The organism is Gilliamella sp. wkB7, assembly GCF_001693435.1.
In the GTDB taxonomy this organism is placed as follows: Bacteria; Pseudomonadota; Gammaproteobacteria; order Enterobacterales; family Orbaceae; genus Gilliamella; species Gilliamella apicola_N.
In genome coordinates this window covers 753,155-775,924 of the sequence record NZ_CM004509.1, presented here as the reverse complement: position 1 = coordinate 775,924, position 22,770 = coordinate 753,155, and the positions used below count along the sequence as shown (strand labels likewise).

The 22,770-nt window shown below is 32.8% G+C and carries 22 protein-coding genes; 17 read left to right on the top strand and 5 right to left on the bottom strand.

The features are described from left to right. Nucleotides 1–121: 121 nt before the first annotated feature. Entirely contained in the window at nucleotides 122–1,090 is a 969-nt protein-coding gene (locus tag A9G17_RS03315) for a glycosyltransferase family 8 protein (RefSeq protein ID WP_065737488.1), read from the top strand. Here the strand turns inward: A9G17_RS03315 and A9G17_RS03310 are convergent, their stop codons facing one another. Then, a complete protein-coding gene (locus A9G17_RS03310; protein ID WP_065737487.1) occupies nucleotides 1,091–2,047 on the bottom strand; it encodes a glycosyltransferase family 8 protein in 957 nt (318 codons plus the stop codon). 153 nt (nucleotides 2,048–2,200) lie between these two features. On the opposite strand from A9G17_RS03310, the gene A9G17_RS03305 reads away from it, so the two are divergent. From A9G17_RS03305 to tsaB, 4 genes are all read left to right on the top strand, one after another. Continuing rightward, the gene (locus tag A9G17_RS03305; RefSeq protein ID WP_065737486.1) at nucleotides 2,201–3,181 is read left to right on the top strand and encodes a glycosyltransferase family 8 protein; all 981 of its coding nucleotides are present in this window, start codon (nucleotides 2,201–2,203) and stop codon (nucleotides 3,179–3,181) included. Nucleotides 3,182–3,192: 11 nt separating this feature from the next. Then, nucleotides 3,193–4,167, top strand: a complete 975-nt coding sequence (locus A9G17_RS03300) for a glycosyltransferase family 8 protein (protein ID WP_065737485.1) — start codon at nucleotides 3,193–3,195, stop codon at nucleotides 4,165–4,167. Nucleotides 4,168–4,530: 363 nt separating this feature from the next. Further along, complete coding sequence (locus A9G17_RS03295; protein ID WP_065737484.1) at nucleotides 4,531–6,435, top strand: DNA repair helicase YoaA; 1,905 nt, start codon at nucleotides 4,531–4,533, stop codon at nucleotides 6,433–6,435. A gap of 29 nt (nucleotides 6,436–6,464) precedes the next feature. Beyond that, the gene (tsaB, locus tag A9G17_RS03290) at nucleotides 6,465–7,145 is read left to right on the top strand and encodes a tRNA (adenosine(37)-N6)-threonylcarbamoyltransferase complex dimerization subunit type 1 TsaB (protein WP_025314988.1); all 681 of its coding nucleotides are present in this window, start codon (nucleotides 6,465–6,467) and stop codon (nucleotides 7,143–7,145) included. Between the two features lie 53 nt (nucleotides 7,146–7,198). Here tsaB and A9G17_RS03285 read toward each other — a convergent pair whose 3' ends face one another. After that, on the bottom strand, nucleotides 7,199–7,465 hold the full coding sequence (locus A9G17_RS03285) for a GrxA family glutaredoxin (RefSeq protein ID WP_025314989.1): 267 nt from the start codon (nucleotides 7,463–7,465) through the stop codon (nucleotides 7,199–7,201). Nucleotides 7,466–8,175: 710 nt separating this feature from the next. Here A9G17_RS03285 and A9G17_RS03275 point away from each other — a divergent pair. From A9G17_RS03275 to A9G17_RS03260, 4 genes are all read left to right on the top strand, one after another. Next, the gene (locus tag A9G17_RS03275; RefSeq protein WP_065737482.1) at nucleotides 8,176–8,865 is read left to right on the top strand and encodes a YggN family protein; all 690 of its coding nucleotides are present in this window, start codon (nucleotides 8,176–8,178) and stop codon (nucleotides 8,863–8,865) included. A gap of 69 nt (nucleotides 8,866–8,934) precedes the next feature. After that, nucleotides 8,935–9,786: a bifunctional methylenetetrahydrofolate dehydrogenase/methenyltetrahydrofolate cyclohydrolase FolD gene (folD, locus tag A9G17_RS03270; RefSeq protein WP_065737481.1), complete on the top strand. Its 852-nt coding sequence runs from the start codon at nucleotides 8,935–8,937 to the stop codon at nucleotides 9,784–9,786. Nucleotides 9,787–9,857: 71 nt separating this feature from the next. Beyond that, entirely contained in the window at nucleotides 9,858–10,349 is a 492-nt protein-coding gene (gene ppiB, locus A9G17_RS03265) for a peptidylprolyl isomerase B (RefSeq protein WP_065737480.1), read from the top strand. Continuing rightward, nucleotides 10,342–11,094 (top strand): UDP-2,3-diacylglucosamine diphosphatase, encoded by a 753-nt coding sequence (locus tag A9G17_RS03260; RefSeq protein WP_218059748.1) that lies wholly within the window; start codon nucleotides 10,342–10,344, stop codon nucleotides 11,092–11,094. Before ppiB ends, A9G17_RS03260 begins: the two co-directional genes overlap by 8 nt. On the opposite strand, the gene modC is transcribed toward A9G17_RS03260, so the two are convergent. Genes modC through modA form a run of 3 tightly spaced genes read right to left on the bottom strand, consistent with a single transcriptional unit; the run spans nucleotide 11,073 to nucleotide 13,226 of the window. Next, on the bottom strand, nucleotides 11,073–11,756 hold the full coding sequence (modC, locus tag A9G17_RS03255) for a molybdenum ABC transporter ATP-binding protein (protein ID WP_065737479.1): 684 nt from the start codon (nucleotides 11,754–11,756) through the stop codon (nucleotides 11,073–11,075). The genes A9G17_RS03260 and modC overlap by 22 nt on opposite strands. After that, the gene (gene modB / locus A9G17_RS03250; protein ID WP_065737478.1) at nucleotides 11,757–12,449 is read right to left on the bottom strand and encodes a molybdate ABC transporter permease subunit; all 693 of its coding nucleotides are present in this window, start codon (nucleotides 12,447–12,449) and stop codon (nucleotides 11,757–11,759) included. Between the two features lie 12 nt (nucleotides 12,450–12,461). Continuing rightward, entirely contained in the window at nucleotides 12,462–13,226 is a 765-nt protein-coding gene (modA, locus tag A9G17_RS03245) for a molybdate ABC transporter substrate-binding protein (RefSeq protein ID WP_081301786.1), read from the bottom strand. Nucleotides 13,227–13,597: 371 nt separating this feature from the next. Between modA and A9G17_RS03240 the strand changes: the two genes are divergently transcribed. From A9G17_RS03240 to glnK, 8 genes are all read left to right on the top strand, one after another. Further along, on the top strand, nucleotides 13,598–14,377 hold the full coding sequence (locus A9G17_RS03240; protein ID WP_065737476.1) for a TOBE domain-containing protein: 780 nt from the start codon (nucleotides 13,598–13,600) through the stop codon (nucleotides 14,375–14,377). 15 nt (nucleotides 14,378–14,392) lie between these two features. Beyond that, nucleotides 14,393–15,853, top strand: a complete 1,461-nt coding sequence (gene modF, locus A9G17_RS03235) for a molybdate ABC transporter ATP-binding protein ModF (protein ID WP_065737475.1) — start codon at nucleotides 14,393–14,395, stop codon at nucleotides 15,851–15,853. Between the two features lie 395 nt (nucleotides 15,854–16,248). Then, the gene (gene uvrB / locus A9G17_RS03230; protein WP_065737474.1) at nucleotides 16,249–18,252 is read left to right on the top strand and encodes an excinuclease ABC subunit UvrB; all 2,004 of its coding nucleotides are present in this window, start codon (nucleotides 16,249–16,251) and stop codon (nucleotides 18,250–18,252) included. Nucleotides 18,253–18,277: 25 nt separating this feature from the next. Next, on the top strand, nucleotides 18,278–18,628 hold the full coding sequence (locus tag A9G17_RS03225; RefSeq protein WP_065737473.1) for a RidA family protein: 351 nt from the start codon (nucleotides 18,278–18,280) through the stop codon (nucleotides 18,626–18,628). A gap of 211 nt (nucleotides 18,629–18,839) precedes the next feature. Beyond that, the gene (gene purE / locus A9G17_RS03220; RefSeq protein ID WP_065737472.1) at nucleotides 18,840–19,340 is read left to right on the top strand and encodes a 5-(carboxyamino)imidazole ribonucleotide mutase; all 501 of its coding nucleotides are present in this window, start codon (nucleotides 18,840–18,842) and stop codon (nucleotides 19,338–19,340) included. Between the two features lie 7 nt (nucleotides 19,341–19,347). Continuing rightward, complete coding sequence (purK, locus tag A9G17_RS03215) at nucleotides 19,348–20,415, top strand: 5-(carboxyamino)imidazole ribonucleotide synthase (protein ID WP_065739070.1); 1,068 nt, start codon at nucleotides 19,348–19,350, stop codon at nucleotides 20,413–20,415. A gap of 21 nt (nucleotides 20,416–20,436) precedes the next feature. Further along, nucleotides 20,437–21,927: a dGTPase gene (gene dgt, locus A9G17_RS03210; RefSeq protein ID WP_218059746.1), complete on the top strand. Its 1,491-nt coding sequence runs from the start codon at nucleotides 20,437–20,439 to the stop codon at nucleotides 21,925–21,927. Between the two features lie 491 nt (nucleotides 21,928–22,418). Then, on the top strand, nucleotides 22,419–22,757 hold the full coding sequence (gene glnK / locus A9G17_RS03205) for a P-II family nitrogen regulator (protein WP_025315005.1): 339 nt from the start codon (nucleotides 22,419–22,421) through the stop codon (nucleotides 22,755–22,757). Nucleotides 22,758–22,770: the final 13 nt, after the last annotated feature.

Here is a 22,770-nt window from a genome sequence, read left to right as displayed (position 1 = left end):
AACGTTAAATTTTAACTATTTATTTGGGAATGGTAACATAATGTAACTTTACTTTCTATAAATTGTATATGGGGTTTGTTTAAAATTGCATCATAAATAAAATATTTATCAAGAGTGGTATATGTTGGAATTAAAGAAATACATTAATAAGATAGAATCTTTTTCAAAGAATGAATTACGATTATCTAATTTAGTTCATGTTGCACTAGCATTTGATGATAACTATGCTATGCCTGCAGGTGTAACTATAACTTCAGTAATAAAAAACAATGATAGCTTACACTTTTGTTTTCATCTTCTTGTTGATAACGTATCTAATGATAATATAGCTAAACTAAAAGAACTTGTTCAACATAATGTTAGCATTAAAATATACTATTTAAATGATAATTTTGATATTAACCCTGATACTTTAGTGTTAGGTTACTTATCTGCCGTTTCTTGTGTGCGTTTTATTCTACCTGCTTTGTTACATTCTCAAACCAAAAAATTTTTATACCTTGATAGTGATATTCTTTGTTTGAAGTCCATTTCAGAATTATATAATACGGATATATCTAATTATGTTGCAGGGGTTATTCCAGACGATAAACCAATGCAGAATGAAATAAAAACTCTATATACTATCGATGCTAAAAAATATTTCAATTCAGGTGTGTTATTAATCAATACTGATGAGTGGATGAAAAATAATCTTACAAATAAATGTATTAATAAGGTAAATGATGGGAATGTTTATCGTTTTGCTGATCAAGATGTTCTAAATATTTTATTAGAAAATAAAACTATCCTTTTACCTATTAAATATAATACAAAAATTCATATCACTATCCCTTGTAGTGAAGAAAAAGAAATTGCGCCATATACTGTTTTGTTACATTATGTGACAGGATATAAGCCATGGTATCAAACGTTTAATTCTCAATTATTTAAGAAATATTATCAACTATCGCCCTGGAAAAATATGGAATGCCCATTAGCATTAAAAAAATCATGGTTACGAAATTATGCAAAGTATTGTTTCAAACAAAAAAAATATATTTTATCTATACAATTTTATTATTTCTACTTGCTAAGAAAAATAAATTAATTACTTCTTAAATAGTTTTAGTTTTAAATAATGTAAAAAATATTTAGCGCTTTCTATGAATTTTTTATTTTTTAAGGAAGATATAGAATAAATTCGATAATCATTTACTCGCATTTTGGATTTATAACTTTTTAAACTGTTGTTACTCCAAGGAGTAAAATGTTTATAGAAACAATAAATATTTTGGGCAATACCGGTATGCTCTTGGTACCATATTTTTCTTGCGCCAGTAAAATGCACAAAATAAGGTAATGATTGTTTATTATGGAAAAAAGATTCTTTTTCCTGATTATTCATCCAAGTAAATAAATAATTCCATTTAACATCAATATAAGCAACTTGATTTTGTAAAACAATGTTCAGAGCATCCTGATCAGGATATAATAAATTAAAATTTTGAGGTGATAATAATATTTGATTAGCTTTATTTTCAGTATCAAACTTTTTCCAATTTTGGGTATTTATGTATAAAAAACCTGAATTAAAATATTTTTCAGATGCTAAATTTAACCGCTTTTTATTTTGTAACATATTATTTGCATCTAAAGAGTCAGCTGTTGCAGCACAAACTACAGAATCTATATTGATATTCAAAATAGAAGATATATCTCCGAAGCATAATATATCCGCATCTAAATAAATGAATTTATCAACATAATCAGGTAATAATCGAGGTACAGATAAGCGAATATACATCGAGCGATTGATATGTGTTATTTTGTGGTTTTGAATGTCGGGGTATTTATTCAACTCATTAAGAGGAATTGAATAAAGAAAAATTGAACTGCTGATTTGCTGTAGCTTGTTTTTCTCTTCTTCTGAAACATCATATAAGAAAACATGAAAATGAATATTATTGTGTTTATTATTAAGTATAATTGAAGTTATAGATACACCTACATGTTCAAAATAATTTGAATCAGTACAATATACAATATTAATAATACTATTATTCATTTCAAATACTCATCAATACAATTTTTTAAATATACCATAGCTATTTATCTATTACAAAATAGTTATACAAATATAAAATTGATAGTTAATTTTTTCATAATAATTGGTTATGCTACAATAAATCAAATTTCAAATCCTCGGTATTACTAGAATATGTTAGCAGAAAATCTTTTTATCAGTAAGACTACAACATTATTTAATAACACTCTGGCAGCTTTAGAAACTTTACACATTGCTTTTTGTTTCGATGATAATTATGCAATGCCTGCCGGTATTGCAATGTCATCAGTGATATTAAATAATCCTAATAAAAATCTGGTTTTTCATTTATTTGTCAATAATGTATCAAATGAGAAAATCCAGCGATTCAATCAGTTAAATAAAGCAAATGCTTCAATAATTTGTTATGAAATTAGTAATGAATTTTCGATAAATCCAGATACCTTAGTTTTACATGTTTCTGCTTCAACGTGTCTAAGATTTGTTGTTCCGCAAATTTTGAATAAAGTGACTTCTCGTGTTTTATATCTTGATTGTGATGTATTATGTATCAATAATCTTGATGAGCTTGTTTCCACTGATTTAACAAATAAGTTCTCTGCCGTTGTAGCTGATATCGGTAAAACACAAGAAAAGCAATGTGCGGCTTGTGATATTCCATATGGAGAATATTTTAATGCAGGTATGATTTATATCAATACGGATATGTGGGTTGAAAATAACTTAACTGAAAAAGCGTTTAACATGATAAACAGCGGTAAAGTCTATAAATTTGCTGATCAAGATGTATTGAATATTTTAATGCAAGGTCAAACGGTATTTTTACCTAGACATTTTAACACCATTACTGCGCTTACCGTTGGCGGTAATGAAGATAGTTTTATTGAAGCCAATACAGCTATCATCCATTATGTAACAGGTAATAAACCTTGGTATCAATTATACATTACACCACTTTATCAACACTATATAGCCACTTCACCATGGGCAAACGATAAATTATTACTTGCTAATGAAAATGCTCCATCGACAACAAGAAGATATGCAAAATTACTTGCTAGTCAACATAAGTATTTAGCTGCGATTAAATATTATTTGCTTTACTTAAAGCATAAAACTACAAAAAAACGTTAAGGAATAACTTTGTGATTGAAGTTGATAACTTTATTACTCAAAAAAATGAACTATTATCATCTGGTTTGGAATGTAAACAAACTGTATTACATATTTTATTATGTTTTGATGATAACTATGCTTTGTCTGCTGGTGTAGATATAATTTCTGTTATCGAAAATAATAAAAAGTATCAGCTTCATTTTCATTTGTTTACTCACAACCTATCAGAAGCTAATAGGAAAAACATAGCTAAAATCAAATCGGATAATAGTTCAATAACAGAATATGTAATTAATGATCAGTTTAGCGTTGATCAAAAAAATACTGAACAGTTTCCCATTGCAGCTTGTATGCGATTAATTGCCCCAGAGATATTAAAAGATATTACTGCAAAATTACTTTATATTGATAGTGATACGTTATGTATTAATAGCTTTGATTTTATTAATAAAATCAATTTAGACGATGCAATTGTTGCAGCTGTCGCTGATGAGCAATATATGCAAGAATCTCAATGCAGTAAATATGATATTGTTATGGGAACATATTTTAATTCTGGAGTGATGCTGATAAATATACCTCTATGGTGTCATGAAAATATCACAACTAAAACATTGACGTTATTGAATAGTGGTGAGAAATATCAATATCCAGATCAGGATGTTTTAAATATTGTTATCGGTCAAAAAAGAATCATATTGGAAAGGCAATATAACAATCTTTTGGCTCTTTCAATAAATGGTAATGAAGATTCTAACGTACCAGAAAATACGACTTTGATTCATTATATTACAAAAAATAAACCTTGGCATCAGCCTTACCGTTCAAAATTATTTGATTTTTATTTAGATAAATCACCTTGGAAAAACGACCCATTGCCTTTGTATAGTCGGAAAAAAACTTCCTCAATACGAGCCTATTCTCGATTGATGTTTAAACAAAATAACTATTTGTCTGGAATAAAGCATTATTGTATTTATTTAAAAACCAAATTCATTAACTAGTTGTTTGTTAACATTTTTTATGTTGAAATTTATTGATTATATAATAAATAATATTTAAAGTAATAAGAGTAAATTTAGCTATTTGATTAGGGTTTATTCATTACATTGATTATTAATTGTAAAATTTATTGTTTACTTATTTCAAATACATCATATTAGTTATAAGTAAACAATATTGTATATCTTTTTAACTTGGTAACTGTTATAGTATATCTGTTAATTAAGTTTTTAATCGTTCAATTCCATTACAATAAATTCATCCCATTTTGAAATGAAGTCATGATATTTTCATAGCGTTGTATTATCCCTTTAATCTATTTTTATTGGTATATTGAACTTATCTTTATATTAGGTGTGTTTTAAGTGATTGATGATTTTTCAGAAAATGGTTTGCTTGCGACTGCTATAGATGGTTTTGTTGCAAGAGAGCCACAAAGACGTATGGCAAATAAAGTCACTGAAGCAATCAAAGCGGAACATTCTCTGGTGGTAGAAGCGGGAACCGGAACAGGCAAAACATTTGCTTATTTAGTGCCAGCTTTGCGTAGTGATAAAAAAGTAATTCTTTCGACGGGGTCAAAAAATTTACAAGAACAACTCTTTAGTAAAGATCTACCTATTATAAAAAAAGCCCTTAATTACACAGGTAAAATATCACTCCTTAAGGGACGAGCTAATTATCTTTGTTTAGAGCGTTTGTATCATCAATATGCAGGCGCAGGCGATCTTGATAAAGATTTACGCGTCGATCTTGTTCGAGTTAAAAATTGGTCAATTAAAACTAAAGATGGTGATATTAGTAAATGTACTACTGTAACTGAAGACAACCCTGTTTGGTCAATTTTAACCAGTACTAACGATAATTGTTTAGGGAGTGACTGTGAACATTATAATGATTGCTATGTTGTCAAAGCGCGTAAACGAGCATTAAACGCAGATGTTGTCGTGGTGAATCACCATCTATTTTTAGCTGATGTAGTAGTAAAAGATACGGGGTTTGGGGAACTTATCCCGAAAGCAGATGTCATGATTTTTGATGAAGCACATCAGCTACCCGATCTAGCTTGTCACTACTTTGGGCAACAGTTAACCAGTCGGCAACTGTTCGATCTGGCTAAGGAGATAAATCTTGCATATCGCACTGAAGTGAAAGATATGGCACAGTTACAGCAGTGTGCGGATAAACTTCATAAATGCGCACAAGATCTACGATTAGTCATCAACCAACATTCGCCAAAAGGGAACTTACGTTATTTATTCAATCAAGAAGCAGTAAAAAATGAGTTATCTTATTTGGTTGATGCTTTAAATTTTTGTCATGAAGTTTTATTACTAGCTGTGGGACGATCGTCAACTTTAGATAATTGTTTTGAAAGAATAAATCAATACCATGCTCTTTTGAGTCGATTACAGCAGACAAATATAACAGGCTTTAGTTATTGGTATGAAAGCACTAATAACTATTTTATTTTTGCTTTGACTCCATTATCAGTAGCTGACAAATTCACTCAATTAATTGCTGAACGTAATGGCAGCTGGATTTTTACTTCTGCAACACTATCGGTTGATAATCGATTAGACTATTTTACTAAACGTTTAGGCTTAGATAATGCAGAGTCGCTAATTCTAGAAAGCCCATTTGATTATGCAAATCAAACTATTATGTGTGTTCCACGCTATATTCCTTCACCAAATGAACAAGGGAATGCACAGAAATTAATTGATATTCTATTGCCTGTTATTGAAGCTAATCAAGGGCGTTGTTTCTTTTTATGTACTTCCTATGCAATGATGAATGCACTAGCCAAACAATTTCGAGAATTAACTACTTTGCCGGTATTGGTTCAAGGCGAAACCAGTAAAGTTAAATTGTTGGAGCAATTTATTCATAAAGGTAATGCATTATTGATTGCAACCAGTAGCTTTTGGGAAGGTATTGATGTTAGGGGAGACACCCTCTCATGTGTTATCATAGATAAATTACCTTTTACTTCGCCAGATGATCCTCTAATTAAAGCCCGTATGGAAGATTGTCAAATGCAAGGAGGCGATGCATTTAATGAAGTTCAATTACCTGAAGCTGTAATCACGTTAAAACAGGGGGTTGGGCGATTGATACGCCACCATAACGATCGAGGTGCAATTATCATTTGTGATAATCGATTAGTGATGCGAGCTTATGGTGCAACATTTATTAATAGCTTGCCACCTTCGCCAAGAACACGTGATATAAATAAGGTGATAAATTTTTTATTAGCTAAAAGTTAATTACAAAAATAAATTATTTTGGGAAAAAAATGAGTACTATTTTAGCCATTGATACCGCTACAGAAGCTTGCTCTGTTGCATTACTCTATTGTAATGAAATCACATACGATTTTAAAATTTCTGCCCGTGATCATACTAAGCAGATCTTACCTATGATTGACAACCTTTTAAAACAATCGGATTGCTCACTTTCTCAGGTAGATGCTGTAGCCTTTGGGGCTGGTCCAGGTAGTTTTACTGGTGTTAGAATTGGTATAGGTGTAGCGCAAGGATTAGCACTCGGTATTGATAAACCCATGATAGGGGTTTCAACCTTAATGACATTAGCTCAAGGGGTGTATCGTACCAGACAGATAACAAATGTTATTCCTGCGATAGATGCCAGAATGAATGAAGTCTATTTAGGTCAATATCAATACATCGATGACCATTGGCAAGCAATTATTCCAGAGTGTGTCATTGCGCCAGAAAAAGTAATAGATAAAGTTCAAGATATTCGTAATGATAGTTATAGCGCTGGTACTGGATGGCAAACTTATCCAGATATGCTGGAAAATATTCACACAAGCGATATTTTGTTACCACATGCTCAGGATTTAATTGTCATAGCCGATAAGAAGTGGCAAAAAGATGAATGGGTTAGTGTTGAAAATGCTGAGCCAACCTATTTGCGTAATGAAGTTACATGGCAAAAACTGCCTGGCCGTTAAAAATAAAAAGCCACCTAATGGTGGCTAAATGAATATCAAAAAACTATGTTCGCTTACTCACTAAATAGTCCTAAGTGCTCTTTAGCATAAGCTTCAAAATCAGTGCAACCACCAATTGGCTTTTCATCAATAAAAATTTGAGGAACTGTTTCTACTGGTTTGCCAACACTTTTAGAAAGATCTTCTTTAGTAATGCCTTCAGCATTAATATCGATATAACGATAAGAAAAATCATCACGTTCTTTAGACAGTTTTTCAGCTAACTCTTTAGCTCGAACACAATATGGACAACCTTGACGACCAAAAATTACAGTATACATTTTTCACCTCTGATAAATTATTTTTTGAATATATTGATACTATACTTTACTTTTTGAGAAAAAAAAGCAGTTAAATATAGTTGTTTTAATAGATTATATCTATTGATACTATGAGCTCATTATAAAGATCGTCTGTAAAAGAGATAACTTTAATATGTTTCTTTTATTCGTAGTATTTATTGGGTTAATTTATTATAACATTCAGGAACCTGAAATTTTTTATATCCTGTTATTAGACTTTTATAAAAATGAAATAGTACATAACCTATTAGTTAAAAACAATTATCAAAACGGAACAACGAAAATAAAACTAATGAGTGGAGTTGAATCTTCAAAAAAATTTTTAATTGTTGTAAAAAAGTTTCAGGTTAACTATACGTTTCAGTATAAATTAGATATATATGCTTGGCAACTTCATTCATCAACTGTATTAGGTTCTTTTGGTAAGAGAGATTTCAACGCGACGCTATGACGATCTAAAAAATATCTTTAAAAATGGTTAAATAAAAAATGCTTTAGATAAGTAATTTAAGTAACCTTGATAAGAATAGATGAATAATATCTTTTATTAACAAGTTTATTGCTACTTACACTTAAAAAACGCTCTAATAAATTAGAGATAAACTGTAATGACATAATAAAGATTTTTTATTATATTAATTGAGAATCAATCGCTATAATTTATTTTAATAAAAAAACTGGATACAGATATGTTAAAGAAATTATTATTGATGGTAATCATTTTTCCTGCCACATTATTTGCCGCTCAAAAAGAGTGTCCAGTTAAACCGAGCTATAATGTCGCAATAACCAAAGAAAATGTCCATATTTTCAATAAAAAAAATGATTTAATGATCAAATCTAACGGAGAAGTTGTATTTAATGAAAAAATTGTTTTACTGCAACCTCCACTCGAAAAACAAACGCAAAAACTCCAGACAGATTTACGACAGCAATTACCAAAATTGGAACAAGAAGCATTAAGTATTTTAGCTGAAATTAAAATAACATTTGAAAGTGCGATAAAAAATAAATTAGGTAACGATAATGAACTGTATGGTGAATTAAATAAATTATATAAAAGATTAGTCAAATTACTCCATAAATCCATAATATCAGAAAGTGGTAATACTCAATTTTATTACCAAAATTTTAATAATTTAAAAAAAGATGGAGAAGAGATTGGTAAGCATATTTTTTATAACATAGTGGGTGGTAGCATTATAAATTTTGATTTTTTTAAAAATTATGGCGCAATAAAACAGATTTCAAAAAATGAATGGAAAGCTCAGAAGCCTAAACTAAAAGCGTTTGATGCTCATATTTGTTCCGTTATCACTAATATTGATGGTCAATATCAAGAAATATTAACTCAACTTAACCAATCAACCTATAAGTGAATAGACATTAATAAAAACTTTTGCGAAAATATCTAACTATTATCAATCCAGTTGAAGATGCAGAAGTTTATGACAGCCAATATTATTGATGGAAAATTTTTAGCGAAGCAAATCAGAGATGATATTGCTGATAAAGTAAAACAAAGAATTGAAAATGGTTTATCTGTTCCAGGACTTGCTGTAGTGCAGGTGGGGTCAGACCCAGCTTCAAAAATTTATGTTAGAAATAAGCAAAAGGCCTGTGATGATGTTGGATTTGCTTCTTTCTCTTATGATTTTCCTACTTCAACCACAGAAGAGTTGTTAACTCTTATTGATAAACTTAATCAACGTGACGATGTCCATGGTATTTTAGTTCAACTTCCTTTACCGGATAATATTGATAAAACTAAAGTCCTTGAACGTATACATCCTAGTAAAGATGTTGATGGTTTTCATCCCTATAATATTGGCCATTTATTGCAACGAGATCCGCTTTTACGTCCATGTACCCCTTATGGTGTGGTTAAAATGTTAGAATCAACGGGTATTAATTTAGCTGGATTAAATGCCACCGTTGTCGGGGCTTCAAGTATTGTTGGTCGCCCTATGGCACTTGAGCTTTTATTACTAGGTTGCACAACAACGATTACTCATAGTCGTACCGTGGATTTAGCAAAACATGTTAGTAATGCTGATATTGTTGTTGCAGGCGTTGGTATTGCCAATTATGTTAAAGGTGAATGGATCAAACCAGGGGCAATTGTCATTGATGTCGGTATCAATCGATTACCCGACGGTAAGCTAGCTGGGGATGTTGAATTTGAAACGGCTGTTGAACGTGCTGGTTGGATAACTCCAGTTCCTGGTGGTGTTGGTCCTATGACAGTTGCAATGCTAATGAGTAACACGCTAGAAGCATGTGAAAAATTTGGCAAATAAATAGAGAATCATTCTTTTAGTTTTTGATTTGTAAGTGTAAGTTAAAAAATGAAAATAATAAGGAACATTTTATGATTATATTTCATACTTCTTTAGGTGATATAAAAATTGACACTTTTGACGATAAAGCGCCAGAAACAGTTAAAAATTTTGTTGAATATTGCCAAGAAGGTTTCTACAACAATACGATCTTCCACCGTGTTATTAATAATTTTATGATTCAAGGTGGTGGTTTTGAACCTGGTATGAAGCAGAAAAAAACCAAGGCTCCGATCAAAAACGAAGCGGATAATGGCTTAAAAAATAATCGTGGCACTTTAGCTATGGCTCGCACATCCGATCCTCATTCTGCTACTGCGCAATTTTTTATTAATGTCGTTGATAATGATTATTTGAATTATCGTTCATCTGACATTAATGGTTATGGCTATTGTGTTTTTGCACAAGTAGTTGATGGTATGGACGTGGTTGATAAAATTAAAGGAGTAAAAACAGGACGCAGTGGTATGCATTCTGATGTGCCTGTTGAAGATGTAATCATTAAGAGCGTAACGGTTGAATAATCCAATTCGTTATTTTATTGCAGATATTCATCTAACAGATAATGAGCCTGTTTCGGGTTATTTTGATATAACCGCGGGCTTTTTATCTTTCTTAGAGAGCCTTCCTGATTGCTGTGAGCTTTATATTCTTGGTGATTTATTTGATTACTGGATAGGTGATGATGTTGATTCAAAATTGCATCAACAAATTTCACTTGCATTGCGATCACTAACAGAACGTCAAATTAAAATCTATTTTGTTCATGGTAATCGTGATTTTCTATTAGGAGAAAGATATGCTAAATCATGTAATATGACGATTTTAGCCGATATTAACTGTTTACCTAATGCATATAGTAATATCCTCTTTTTACATGGTGACTTATTATGCACGGATGATCCACAGTATCAAAAATTTCGTAAGATCATGCATAAAAAATGGTTACAAAAACTTTTCTTGAAACTTCCACTGTTTATTCGTTTAAAGATTGCAGGCAAATTGCGACAAAAGAGCAGTTTACACAATCAAATTAAATCAGAAAGTATTATGGATGTGAATCAACAAGCTGTTGAAAAAATGATGAGTAAATATAATGCCAATATTATGGTACATGGTCATACACATAAGCCAGCGACACATCAATTCTTAATTGATGGTAAACCTGCTAGTCGATTGGTGTTAGGTGCTTGGCATGATGGCGTATCTTACATTAAACAAGACAGTAATTGTGATATATTGCAACTTTATAACCACTCTTTTAAATAATCACTTTGTAAAATGTTTTGAGTTTCCCCATGAGACAGTAATTTTCCCTGTTCTAAAATAACCACATAGTTGGCTATGCGTTTAACTTCATTAATGTTATGAGTGACATAAATGATCGGCACTTTTAACTCGTTAACTAATATATCAATGTAGCTTAATAGCTCTTTTTTTCTTGGTATATCTAGTGCCGATAATGGCTCATCCATTAATAATAATTGGGGATTAGTTAATAACGCCCGACCAATTGCCACTCGCTGTTTTTCACCACCAGATAACATTGCAGGGTAGCGTTTTAATAAGTGGTTAATGTTGAGTACTTCAATAATTTCATCGAATTTTTGTTGATTAATCTTCTTTGTACCATAAGTGAGATTCTTTATTACATTCAAGTGAGGGAAAAGTAAAGCATCTTGAAAAACGGTACCAATATTCCTTTGTTCGGGGGGAACAAAAATATTTTGTTGAGTCGAAACCAACGTCACATCATTAAGTATAATTTTACCCTTATCAGGTTTAATCAAACCATTTATTAAGTTTATTAATGTTGATTTTCCCGCACCTGAAACACCTAAAATAGCTGTCACACCTTGACAGGGAATGGTTTGCTTGAATTCAAAGGAAAAAGTGGTCAATTGTTTAATAACATCTATATTTATCATCATTTATTGTCCCAATAATTTCCTTTTATGCCAGCGGTTTAACACTTCTGATAAAAATAACGCAACCAACGATAGCGCAATTGAAATAATGCATAGCCTTAAAGCCGCATTTTCTCCATTAGGCATTTGCAATAATGTATACATTGCAAGGGGGAGAGTTCTTGTTTCACCTTGAATATTCGATACAAATGTAATAGTAGCCCCAAATTCGCCAAGACAACGCGCGAAACCTAGCACTGTGCCCATTAAAATACCAGGAAAAGCCAAAGGCAGTGTGATTGTCATAAACACTCGTAAAGGGTTTGCGCCTAATGTCCGTGCGACATTTTCCAAACGTGAATCAATCGACTCTATCGCTAAACGAATTGAGCGAACCAGTAATGGAAAAGCCACCACAGCAGAAGCTAATGCAGCACCTTGCCAGTTAAAACTAAAGCTAATATTCAAATAATGGTTTAACCAATTACCGATGATACCGTTACGCCCCATTGTTAACAGCAATAAATAACCAAGTACTACCGGTGGTAATACTAAAGGCAAATGTATAATGCTATCTAATAGCGATTTCCCATAAAATTGACATCTAGCTAAAATCCAAGCGGTTAAAATACCAATAGGCAAACTAAATAAAATGGCTACTCCAGCTATTTTTAAACTAAGTAGCAATGTTTGCCATTCATATACGGTCAATATCATAATACTTCGTTGCTATTTTGTTACAAATCCGTATCTTTCAAAAATCATTTTAGCTTGTGGTGATTTTAAATATTGGTAAAAATCGTTTGCTTCTGGTTTTAATAAAGTAATGGGATACTCAATAGAAGTAAAAGTTTCGGCAGGAAAGATACCAACAATTTTTACTTTATTACTTACTTTTGCATCAGTACTATAAACAATACCCAGTGCTGCTTCATTACGTTCAACCAACATCAATGCATCACGAACATTACTTGCAGGGGCAAATTGTGGTGCAAGTTTGTCAAATACACCTAAATGAGTTAATGACTCTTTAGCATAAAGCCCTGCTGGAACATGATCGGGATCACCGATTGCTATCCTTTCTCCTTTAGGAAGGATCTCATTCCAATTGGTATTCATATTAATGTCAACTTTGTCTAGTTTTGATTGTGTCGGTGCGATCAAAACTAATGCATTTTTAAGTAAATCTTCTTTATTTTTAATTAATTTATTTTCAATAAGGTAGGTCATCCATTTTTGGTCGGCTGACATGAAAATATCGGCAGGAGCACCTTGTTGAATTTGCTTGGCTAAAACCGAAGAAGAAGCAAACGAAAAAACGACTTCAACATTTTTATGATCTGCTTTATATTCTGAAGCGATATCTTGCATCGCATTCGTTAATGATGCAGCTGCAAATACCGTGACTTTTTCAAGTGCCTGTGCTGTAAAAGTGAATATTAAAGTCGTTAAAGCAACAATTAATATAGAGATTTTTTTCATTCTATTCCTCACTACCAAAGATAATTGATCGTAATTAGTTAATAATGTACGTTATGATTATTTTACTAATGCTCGATGTATTTTATTTAGAAAACATGAAAACTGAATCATAGTGCAAAACATAGTAACATTTGGTTATATAAAATAAAACATATCGATGTAATTGAGCGTATTGATAATAAACAAATAAATTAGCAAAAATCTAATTTTGTATCACTTAAGTAATAAAGGTTGCTGGGATAGAATTTATCTAATTGAGTTATCAATTTTCTTTGTCAAAGAAAGAATTATTTCTCACAAATTTTGTAGGAAGCAATAAAAGGGTCTACAATACCTAAATTGTTTTTTAATAGAGCTATTTTAAAGTTTATCAAGGTATACAAATGATCCTCTCGCCCGATATTTTGTTAACACTCAATTTGAACCAACAACTCTTTATTGATCCAAAGCGCATTGCTTTACTCAAAGCCATTGAAAAAACAGGTTCATTAAGCCAAGCAGCCAAACAAATAGGGTTGAGTTATAAAACGGCTTGGGATGCAATAAGTGAAATTAATAGGCTGACAACCAAGCCTTTTTTAATTACCGCAATTGGTGGTAAAAATGGTGGTGGTACTAAATTAAGTTCCTACGCAGTAAGATTTATTCAACTTTACGATCTTTTAACCCACTTACAACATAACGCTTTTAATATATTAAATGATGATAATGTACCTCTAGATGATATTTTAAAAGCCACCGCAAGATTATCATTACAAACCAGTGCTCGAAATCAATTGTATGGTAGTGTTAAACATATTGAAACCAACCATGTTGCCGGATATGTTACGGTTAAATTAAGCGATAACCAAACAGAATTAAAAGGTTATATCACGCAACAAAGTATTGAAAGATTAAAGCTAAGTGTGGATAAAACCGTACTTCTGCTAATCAAAGCGCCCTTAATTGAGTTAAATGATGCCAATGAAAATAGTTTATCGGTTAAGGTTGAAACTATAAAAACTGATGGTGAATGGACTGAAATTGAATTTACATTGCCATCGGGTATCAAACTTTATGCAAGTAAATTAACCCAAGAAGTCAAGCAGTATAATTTATACAAAGATAAACCACTAACAATATCAATTAATCCTCTGCATATTATTGTTGCCACATTAGTTTAGTAAAACGAGGTCATTATGTTAACCATTGAAAATGCTCACTACAAGATTAGTGACTATAAAGTTTTTACCATTGAATCACTCACTATCAGTCCAGGACAAAGTATTGCTTTTGTTGGCCGTAATGGGAGTGGAAAGTCTGTATTGGCTAAAGCACTTGCGGGCGAACAGAAATTATTATCGGGTCGAGTGATTAATCAGTTTGAATCCTTAGCCTATATTTCGTTTGAACAGTTACAAAAGTTAATTGAAGAGGAATGGCAACGCAATAATACCGATATGCTTAGTGAAGGTGAAAATGATACAGGATTAACCACTCAACAAATTATTCAAGAAAATAAAAAAGATGAAAAACTTTGTCTCAAACTTGCAGAACAGTTTGGAATAAGTCATCTGTTAAATCGGCGATTTAAATATCTTTCGACGGGTGAGACACGTAAAACACTCATCTGTCGAATGTTAATGCTAAATCCTCAATTATTAATATTGGACGAACCGTTTGATGGTTTAGATATCTTATCGCGCGAAAATTTAGCAGAAAAACTTGGTCAATTAGCCAAACAAGGCATTTCAATAGTATTGGTTTTGAATAGATTTAATGAAATTCCAATCTTTATTGAAAATATTGGTCTTCTTGTTGATTGTCAGCTATTGAAATTTGGTCCTAAAGCAACCATATTAAACGATGAAATCGTTAAGCAGCTAGCAGATTTAGAAAACCTGCCCAATATGCCGTTACCCGAAGCAGACGAACCACCAATTCAATTAGCCGATCAATTAGAACGTGTAAGCTTAAATAATGTTTATATTCAATACGATGATAAATTTATCATTAATGGATTAACGTGGCAGGTAAAAGCCAATGAGAATTGGCAAATTGTCGGGCCGAATGGTGCAGGCAAATCCACGCTATTGAGTTTAATAACTGGGGATCATCCACAAGGTTATTGTAATGATCTTACTTTATTTGGTCGCAAACGTGGTTCTGGCGAAACCATTTGGGATATTAAACGGCACATTGGTTATGTGAGCAGCAGTTTGCATCTCGATTATCGTGTAAGTACCAGTGTTAAAGCTGTACTAATTTCTGGATATTTTGATTCGATTGGGGTGTATCAGGCCGCTAGTGATAAGCAAGCGAAATTAGCTGATGAATGGTTACATCTACTAGGTCTAAAAGATCATGCTGATAAGCCTTTTCAATCATTATCATGGGGACAGCAAAGATTAATATTGATAGCAAGAGCGTTGGTTAAACATCCAACACTACTTATTTTAGATGAACCTTTACAAGGGTTAGATCATCTTAATCGAGAGTTAGTAAAATGTTGGATAGATCGCTTAATAAATGAAGGGCACACACAACTATTATTTGTATCTCATCATGTGGAAGATGCTCCAAAATGCATCACTCATCGATTAATATTTGTGCCCAACTTCGATCATAGCTATCAATATAAATTTGAAGTACTGAATTAGTTATTAGTTTTTAACTATTAAAACCGACTTAAAAAATAGAAATAACCTTAAAAAAAAAGGTGTTTTTATTAAGTATTTTTTGCTTGATCTTTGAAAAAAGTTTATAGCAATTATACTTAGAGAGTTATCCCCGTTGCCTGTGGATAACTCTGTGAGTAGTTTATTGAAAAAAGCTCAGAAGCCAGTGGCTATCAGGTTTTAAGTTGGTTTGGTCACATGTTGGTCATGATTTATATTATTGTTATTTATCAATGAGTTATATTAAATCAAGCTGTTGTTTCTGAACTAATCTGATAAGCGTTTTTGTTAACTGAACAAAAAATATAAGATTTTAAAAGGTCAAGCCTTTTTGGGGATAATTTTTATTAATAGGTAAAATATTAGGTTACGATGTAATGAAAAAATTTAAATTGTGTTCCGAATTCAAACCTGCTGGTGATCAACCAGAAGCAATAAAAAGGATTAATCAAAATCTTGATGATGGAATTGCACATCAAACATTATTAGGTGTAACAGGATCGGGTAAAACGTTCACTATGGCAAACGTTATTGCTCATCACAATCGCCCTACAATTATTCTTGCGCCAAACAAAACATTGGCAGCTCAATTATACGGTGAAATGAAAGCTTTTTTCCCCGAAAATGCTGTTGAGTATTTTGTTTCTTATTATGACTATTATCAACCAGAGTCTTATGTGCCTTCAACCGATACATTTATTGAAAAAGATGCATCGATTAATGAACACATTGAACAAATGCGTTTGTCAGCAACCAAATCATTACTTGAACGTCGTGATGTCGTGATCGTTGCCTCCGTGTCCGCTATCTATGGATTAGGTGCGCCTGAGACCTATATGTCAATGATATTGCATTTAACTAAAGGTACGATAACCGATCAACGAGCAATCCTAACCCGTCTTGCTGAACTACAATATACGCGTAATGAAATTGGTTTTAGCCGAGGTACGTTTCGGGTTCGTGGCGATGTGATCGATATTTTTCCTGCTGACTCAGATGAACTTGCTGTGCGCGTTGAGCTGTTTGATGATGAAGTTGATCGGATTGTGATGTTCGATCCTTTAACGGGGAGTGCTGTGAATGAAGTATCACGTATTACCATCTATCCAAAAACTCACTACGTGACACCAAGAAACATTATGGACAATGCGATAGCACAAATTAAGCAGGAACTAAAAGAGCGTCAAAAGGTACTTCTTGATAATAATCGCCTTTTAGAAGAGCAACGATTAACGCAACGTACACTCTTTGATATTGAGATGATGACAGAGCTTGGTTATTGTTCGGGGATCGAAAATTATTCGCGTTTTCTATCACAGCGTAATCCAGGCGATCCACCTGCAACGTTATTTGATTATTTACCGGCAGATGGGCTACTGTTTATTGACGAATCGCATGTGGCCATTCCACAGCTTGGAGCCATGTACAATGGTGACCGATCACGTAAACTGAATTTGGTTGAATATGGATTTCGTTTACCATCGGCGTTAGATAATAGACCTTTAAAGTTTTCTGAATTTGAAAATATTATGCCACAAACGATATACGTATCGGCAACACCAGCGGCCTATGAAATTGAAAAATCTGGGGGCGAAATCATTGAACAAGTCGTGAGGCCAACAGGTTTATTGGATCCAATTATCGAAGTTAGACCAGTTGCGACACAAGTGGATGATCTCTTATCAGAAATTAAACTCCGTATTAATAAGGATGAGCGAGTGTTGGTTACTACATTGACTAAACGAATGTCAGAAAACTTAACGGATTACTTATCTGAACATAATGTGAATGTTAAATATTTACATTCAGATATCAATACCGTTGAACGAATGGAAATAATTCGTGACTTACGTCTTGGTAAAGTCGATGTTTTAGTGGGCATTAACTTATTGCGTGAAGGGTTAGATATTCCTGAAGTTTCACTGGTTGCCATTTTAGATGCTGATCGGGAAGGCTTTTTGCGTTCTGAGAGTTCATTGATTCAAACCGTTGGTCGAGCAGCGCGTAATGTGAATGGGAAGGCAATTTTATATGCTGATAAGATTACCCCTGCAATGCAGAAAACGATTGACGAAACGGCTCGGCGCCGTAAAAAGCAGCAGGATTTTAATACTAATCACGGTATAACACCAAAATCAGTACGCAAAGAAATTAAAGATATTTTGGACGCAGGATTGAGCACTAAAAAAGCAACAGCTAAAATACAGGCGTTTGAACCAAATAAACCGTATAATTATGTGTCGGTTAAAGACGTACAAGCAAGAGTTAAAGAGCTTGAAGCAATGATGTACGAAGCTGCGCAAAATCTGGAGTTTGAAAAAGCGGGTGTATTACGTGACGAGATCAAAAAATTGCGTGCAGATTTTATTAAAGTATCTTAGTTAATCATCGAACAAGGAAATCATGATGACAATTATTCGAATTGACCCACAAGATCGTTGGTCAGAAGCAGTGATTCACAATAATGTTATATATTACACTAGTGTGCCAAGCAATTTAATCCATGACGCTTATGAGCAGACTAAAAGTGCTCTAACAGAAATCGATAAAATTTTAGTCAGTGCAGGCAGTGACAAAAGTCATATTTTAGATGTGACGATATTTTTAGTAAATAAAAGTGATTTTGAAGCAATGAATAAAGCTTGGGACGAGTGGGTTGCTAAAGGATCTGCGCCTGTGCGGTGTACCGTACAGGCTGGCTTAATGAACCCTGATTACTTAGTTGAAATAAAAATCATTGCTGCTATAAAAAAATAAAGTTGTACAATTCCGCCATTAAAGATGGCGGATCCCTTTTAAACGGTCTGTTTACCTACTTAAATCTTCAGAAATAAAATCTCTTTCTATTAGTAAAATGATCGAATTTTTTAACTTTGATATTTCAAATCATGGTTATTCTTATCCCCATAAGATAAAATTTGGTGTATACTTCAACAACATAATAATTTATATACACATATAATTTTATATGCATATTCAACCTAAAATTGCCATTGTAATGGGCTCCAAAAGTGATTGGGCAACCATGCAACATGCTGCCGATATTCTTGACGCTTTAGCTATCAATTATCATGTCGAAATTGTTTCCGCTCATCGAACTCCTGATAAATTATTTCAATTTGCACAAGAAGCCAAACAACGAGGTTTTGATGTCATTATTGCTGGAGCAGGCGGTGCGGCGCATTTGCCTGGTATGTTAGCGGCAAAAACCTTATTACCAGTATTAGGTGTACCTGTTCAAAGTGCAGCCTTAAATGGTGTTGATAGCCTCTATTCTATTGTACAGATGCCAAAAGGTATACCTGTTGGAACACTGGCTATTGGTAAAGCAGGTGCAGCCAACGCGGCACTATTAGCAGCGCAAATCCTTGCTTTACATAACCAAGAACTCTATCAACGTTTAACCACTTGGCGATTAAGTCAAACAGATGAAGTATTAAATAACCCCGATCCAAGAGTAGATGCTTAAAATGACGATTAAATCAGTTTGTGTTTTAGGGAATGGTCAATTAGGCCGAATGTTAAAACAAGCAGGTGAACCATTAGGCGTTCATGTATTTCCTGTTGGCTTAGATGTTGATCCAACAACTATCCCATACCAACAATCGGTCATTACAGCCGAGATTGAACGTTGGCCAGATACCCCTTTTACTCAAATTTTAGCTAATCATTCTCATTTTATTAATCGAGATATTTTTCCGATTATTGCTGATCGACTAACCCAAAAACAGCTATTTGATGAACTAGGTTTGCCTACCGCTAAATGGTCATTATTAGAAGATCCGCAAAATTGGACAAAATTATTTGCAGAGTTTGGTGAATTGTTAATTGTCAAACGTCGAACTGGAGGATACGACGGTCGAGGGCAATGGCGTATCACTAATCAAAGCGATATAACCGTACCTGATGATATATACCATAATGCGATTGTAGAACAGGCTATTGCTTTTGAAAAAGAGATCTCCTTAGTTGGAGCACGTAATGGAAAAGGTGAAACTGTTTTTTATCCGCTGACGAATAATTTGCATCAAGACGGTATTTTAAAAATGAGTGTCGCTATCCCTGATCAATATCCAATATTACAAGCTAAAGCAGAAAAAATGCTAAAGGCTATTATGGATAAACTTAATTATATTGGTGTAATGGCAATGGAATGTTTTGTCATGGGCGATAACTTATTGATTAATGAGTTAGCGCCAAGGGTACATAATAGTGGACATTGGACACAAAATGGTGCTTCTATTAGTCAATTTGAGTTACATTTGCGAGCGATATTGGCATTACCACTCCCACAACCGAATGTATTTGCGCCATCGGTTATGATCAACTTAGTTGGGACTCAATTAAACCTAAATTGGTTGTCTGTTGATTTAGTTCATCTACATTGGTATGAAAAAGAAGTTAGAGTAGGTCGTAAAGTTGGGCATCTAAATTTAACTCACAATCAACCAGAGAAATTAAAACACTCTTTATCTCTTTTAACACCGCTTTTACCGGATGAGTATCAATCATCGATAGAATGGGCAAAAAAACAATTTTTGTAGTTTAAATACAAAGGATTGAATATGGTAGACTTTTCAAAAAAAATCAATTATCAACGTGATGCAAGTAAAGCACACGAGGTTTTAACTGATCCCTATTCAATCGTTCGCCAGTTTGAGAGTGATCGAGGAAGAATAATTAATTCCGCTGCGATAAGACGTTTACAACAAAAAACACAAGTCTTTCCTCTAGAAAGAAACTCTGTTGTTAGAACTCGTCTTACTCACTCAATGGAAGTTCAACAAGTCGGTCGATATATTGTTAAAGAAATCATCCATCGACTAAGCAAGTCAAAAAAACTTAAAACCTATGGATTTGATAATATTGTTTCCTCGATTGAAAGTTTAGTTGAAATGGCTTGCTTAATGCATGATATTGGCAATCCGCCATTTGGCCATTTTGGTGAAAAAGCAATAAATCACTGGTTTGTTAAACAGTTAGGTGTAGATGTTCAACCAAAATATTCCGTACTTCAACCCCAAGAGTCGGATGATGAGACGATTAAGGAACTAAAAATTAAAATTCGTCGTGATTTATCCAACTTTGAAGGTAATGCTCAAGCCATAAGGTTAGTGCATAGTATCCAAAGATTAAATCTCACTTATTCACAAGTCGCATCAATATTAAAATACACTAAACCTGCTTATTTGCCTAAAGAAGATATACCTACAGAGTTTTCTTATTTAATGAAAAAACCTGGTTATTATTTGTCTGAAGAACTATTTATAAAAAAATTATCTAACCAACTGGAAATTCAGCCATTTCATCGTTATCCACTCACTTATATTATGGAAGCTGCGGACGATATCTCTTATTGTATAGCGGATCTTGAAGATGCAGTAGAAAAGAAACTCTTTACGGTTCAACAGCTCTATCACTATTTAGAAAAAGCTTGGGGAATTATTAAAGAGGGTGATTTATTTGACAAAGTAGTAAAACGCCCATACGTAAATCTGGAGCAAAAAAAGTTTAACTCAATTGCTATTGGGCAATTTTTTATGTATCTGCGAGTGAATACCATTGGTAAACTTGTTTACCATGCCGCTGAACGCTTTGTTGAAAATATTGAAGACATCTATCATGGTTCGTTTAATCATGCATTATTGGAAGATCATGGAGCCGAATATCAATTATTAAAAATATTTAAAAGCGTGGGTGTCGAACATGTTTTTAATCATGAATCGGTAGAAAATATAGAATTACAAGGTTATCGTATTATCAGTGGATTATTAGATATTTACAGTCCGTTGTTAAAGATGCCGACTAATGAATTTTTCAAACTTGCTGAAGAAAACAATCATCATCAATACCCAATTGAAACTAGGCTTTATCATAAACTCTCTGCCAAACATTGTGATGCTTATCTACAGGCAACGAACTTGATTGGAAAAAAAGATCCCAAATTTGCCTATTGGGAATTTTATTACCGTTGTCGATTGTTGCAAGATTATATTAGCGGTATGACTGATCACTTTGCTTATGATGAATACCGTAAATTGATGGTAACTTTTTAATCTTATTATCATTTTATCGAACAGAGCACCAAATAGAAGCATAAGCACTATATTTGTGCATAATAAAATAATACATCTATTTTTGTTAATTAGAATTTTAAAAGAGAGTAAATTAACACATCAACATTGGTATATTAATAATAACTCCAGCTCAATTAATATCAATTCGGATAATTTTCAACACAATACTACTGATTAATTGCTTACTACTTTAAATATTTCGTAGGTTAATAAAGTTGCATTTTAATTATCCAGTATTTTACTTAAATAACATTGAAATTAAAGAGTCCTTTATTGCATAAAACTTCGAATAAAAGAACATTTGTAATTTATTGTAAATCTATTTAATGACAGAAAAAACAAATCGATTTTGCAGTTTTTAATAATTTTTATATGAATTTTAAAAGCAAGATATAGGAGTAGCGTAAATATAGTTTTGTGGCACAGAGTTTGCATATTTCATCATATACCATATTCATGAGGAAAAATTAATGAAATTAGTCACAGTAATTATTAAGCCTTTCAAGTTAGAAGAAGTCAGAGAGTCATTATCAAATATAGGGATCACTGGATTAACCGTTACTGAAGTTAAAGGTTTTGGGCGACAAAAAGGGCACGCAGAACTCTATCGCGGGGCGGAATACAACGTTAATTTTTTACCAAAAGTGAAAATAGATTTAGCTATCAATGATGAACAACTTGATGAAGTTATTAGTACTATTTCTAAAGCTGCTTATACTGGCAAAATTGGTGACGGTAAGATTTTTGTAACTTCACTTGAGCATGTCGTTCGTATTCGTACCGGTGAAACGGATGAATCAGCTTTGTAATCATAATTAAGGA

Coding starts and splice junctions, on each gene's coding strand:
- dgt (WP_218059746.1), top strand. CDS start 20,437: ATGGTAGACTTTTCAAAAAAAATCAATTATCAACGTGATGCAAGTAAA.
- A9G17_RS03310 (WP_065737487.1), bottom strand. CDS start 2,047: ATGAATAATAGTATTATTAATATTGTATATTGTACTGATTCAAATTAT.
- A9G17_RS03305 (WP_065737486.1), top strand. CDS start 2,201: ATGTTAGCAGAAAATCTTTTTATCAGTAAGACTACAACATTATTTAAT.
- A9G17_RS03275 (WP_065737482.1), top strand. CDS start 8,176: ATGTTAAAGAAATTATTATTGATGGTAATCATTTTTCCTGCCACATTA.
- A9G17_RS03225 (WP_065737473.1), top strand. CDS start 18,278: ATGACAATTATTCGAATTGACCCACAAGATCGTTGGTCAGAAGCAGTG.
- modC (WP_065737479.1), bottom strand. CDS start 11,756: ATGATGATAAATATAGATGTTATTAAACAATTGACCACTTTTTCCTTT.
- tsaB (WP_025314988.1), top strand. CDS start 6,465: ATGAGTACTATTTTAGCCATTGATACCGCTACAGAAGCTTGCTCTGTT.
- modB (WP_065737478.1), bottom strand. CDS start 12,449: ATGATATTGACCGTATATGAATGGCAAACATTGCTACTTAGTTTAAAA.
- A9G17_RS03240 (WP_065737476.1), top strand. CDS start 13,598: ATGATCCTCTCGCCCGATATTTTGTTAACACTCAATTTGAACCAACAA.
- A9G17_RS03315 (WP_065737488.1), top strand. CDS start 122: ATGTTGGAATTAAAGAAATACATTAATAAGATAGAATCTTTTTCAAAG.
- purE (WP_065737472.1), top strand. CDS start 18,840: ATGCATATTCAACCTAAAATTGCCATTGTAATGGGCTCCAAAAGTGAT.
- A9G17_RS03285 (WP_025314989.1), bottom strand. CDS start 7,465: ATGTATACTGTAATTTTTGGTCGTCAAGGTTGTCCATATTGTGTTCGA.
- uvrB (WP_065737474.1), top strand. CDS start 16,249: ATGAAAAAATTTAAATTGTGTTCCGAATTCAAACCTGCTGGTGATCAA.
- ppiB (WP_065737480.1), top strand. CDS start 9,858: ATGATTATATTTCATACTTCTTTAGGTGATATAAAAATTGACACTTTT.
- glnK (WP_025315005.1), top strand. CDS start 22,419: ATGAAATTAGTCACAGTAATTATTAAGCCTTTCAAGTTAGAAGAAGTC.
- modF (WP_065737475.1), top strand. CDS start 14,393: ATGTTAACCATTGAAAATGCTCACTACAAGATTAGTGACTATAAAGTT.
- folD (WP_065737481.1), top strand. CDS start 8,935: ATGACAGCCAATATTATTGATGGAAAATTTTTAGCGAAGCAAATCAGA.